The following is a 1913-nucleotide window of genomic DNA, read 5'->3' as shown; positions in this document are numbered from 1 at the left end:
GTTTACAGCCCTTGGGTTAATCACATAGAACGGCTGTGGCACAAGTTACATGAAACCATCACGCGCAATCATCAATGCAGAGGAATGGCCAGTCTGCTGGCCCGAGTGAAACACTTCATGAACACAGTGTCTCCTTTCCCGGGGAATGGCTATGGCACAGCGAAGGTGTAGCACTATTGGGATCAGTTATTTAGGAGGTCAGATCATCGAGTCACCAGATAGTTCCCGGATTTGTTCAACAAGGCCGGTTCAAGCAGCTGATGACAGAGAAGCTGAGTCTGCGCAAATATAACGGGCAAGTAGGTGAAGTCATGGGTTATGTGTGTGCCATGAACAAACTGTGCGCTCTTGGTCTGCCCGTTAGGCAGCCCCAAGTGTAACTGTCACCTGGGACTGGGGAAGTTACGTCCAGATAGCTGATTTGGGTAATAACGCCGCATATCGACCTTGAAAGCGACGAAAATAGCGGAAGTGAAGGTTCCCGTTATTGCCCGTGGTCGCGCATCGTGCGCCGAATAAAATAAGGGGTTGGCTGGCATAGCCCGTTGTTTCCTTGGCAAAAATGCTCGTCGAATTAGGCGAAGGAAATTAATGCAGAACAGGACCTTAGAAGGATGTTAAATGCTATATCCTCTTAAGGTCCTGTATAACTAACTGTGTATAAAAGTATCGATCCATGTGACTATCATTAATGGGTAATCAGGATCCTCACTCAGTCGATAAAACCGAGAGCACGTAGCTTATCAAGGGCCCGGTCCTGGTCGGCATTGGAGAAATCGGGCTCCTGAGCAATCCGAACCAGGCGGTCAAACACCTCTTTACTCTGAGAATCCAAAACTGCACAGACCGACGCTAATGAGACAGTGTAGCGATCGCTGCAAGCAGATGCCATCGCTTGAGCAAGCAAAGCGCTTGAACGAGTGCCGTTGTGCTTTTCAATACGCCTAAAAAGATCGTCAAAAATTTTCATTATTTACTCCATTTCCCTTCAAGGGAAGATGTGAATAGGCTCCAGACGTAAAAATAGAAACGCCTGTGTGTTTAATTAAATAAATTAAAACTTCGTGTGTGGCAGGTGACACTTATTCCCTGTTAGCACCTCCTTTGAGCTGGGTTAGTTTTATGTTCTTGCGGCGATTAATTTTCCTAAACTCACTCTCAAAATCAATTAACTCAATACGAAATAGGGCTGCTATGTGTATTTTTGAGCAGGCATGCTTCTTTGAGCTCAACGGGAACCGCCGGTTTCCAGGCACTATGTCACGGCAGCAGGCTCGCCGTTCTGTAGGGCTAAGGATAAATATACTGTCTGAATTCATTTCACCATCCGGCAGTACTTTCCCTGATGCCCTATCTTTGAATAACTGAGTGGCCATCATTAGTTTTTTATTATATTCCTCATCCATAAAACACCCTGCAATCTATTTCAGCAACAGGCTATCAGGCTTATTAAGATGATTCAACAGATAATTGAAGATGAACCTAATAATAATTTTTCTAATATTTTCATATATACCTGCACGCGGTATTAATCTCCGCATTATGGACTACTCTCTTGCCGACTGACGTTGATGTTATTGCAATGAAATAGGTAGGTAGGCTTGAACTAATGGAATAGATGCCGCATGCAATTGCATGCGGCAACGCACGCTGGCTAACCTTTAACTTAAGGTGCTACCGACTATGCTGTGCCTGCATAAAGTCGATTATTGAGCCACCTGCGGCGCTATAACAACACCTCAACGGGTAGGTCCGCAAAATGCATAGGAGAAAGATATTTGTGTGCTTGACGATTGCTGCTGACAAAATAGCTTTTATCGAGCATGCTTGATGACACTACATGAAGTAGTTGAAATGAAACTTAGAATAGTCAATCTCTCTTAAATACCTTATAAAATCCTTTCACATCAAAT

1 protein-coding gene and 2 pseudogenes are annotated in these 1913 nt (G+C 44.3%); 2 read left to right on the top strand and 1 reads right to left on the bottom strand.

What is annotated here, in order from left to right; translation table 11 throughout:
• Together OKC27_RS22615 and OKC27_RS22610 are read left to right on the top strand one after the other, a co-directional pair.
• Positions 1-171: pseudogene (locus OKC27_RS22615) on the top strand (IS630 family transposase); the annotation flags it as partial.
• Between the two features lie 74 nt (positions 172-245).
• Positions 246-380, top strand: a pseudogene (locus OKC27_RS22610) (IS5/IS1182 family transposase); the annotation flags it as partial.
• 332 nt (positions 381-712) lie between these two features.
• On the opposite strand, the gene OKC27_RS22605 reads toward OKC27_RS22610, so the two are convergent.
• Positions 713-970, bottom strand: coding sequence for a hypothetical protein (locus tag OKC27_RS22605; protein WP_005893578.1), 258 nt, complete (start codon positions 968-970; stop codon positions 713-715).
• Between the last annotated feature and the right edge of the window lie 943 nt (positions 971-1913).

Source organism: Aeromonas sp. QDB62 (assembly GCF_027705695.1).
GTDB classification, from domain to species: domain Bacteria; phylum Pseudomonadota; class Gammaproteobacteria; order Enterobacterales; family Aeromonadaceae; genus Aeromonas; species Aeromonas allosaccharophila.
The sequence above is the reverse complement of the archived record's forward strand: the minus strand, read 5'-3'. Positions and strand labels throughout refer to the sequence as shown.

What these genes read in the sequence shown, in the direction of transcription:
- OKC27_RS22605 (WP_005893578.1), bottom strand. Translation starts at nt 970, where the DNA reads ATGAAAATTTTTGACGATCTTTTTAGGCGTATTGAAAAGCACAACGGC.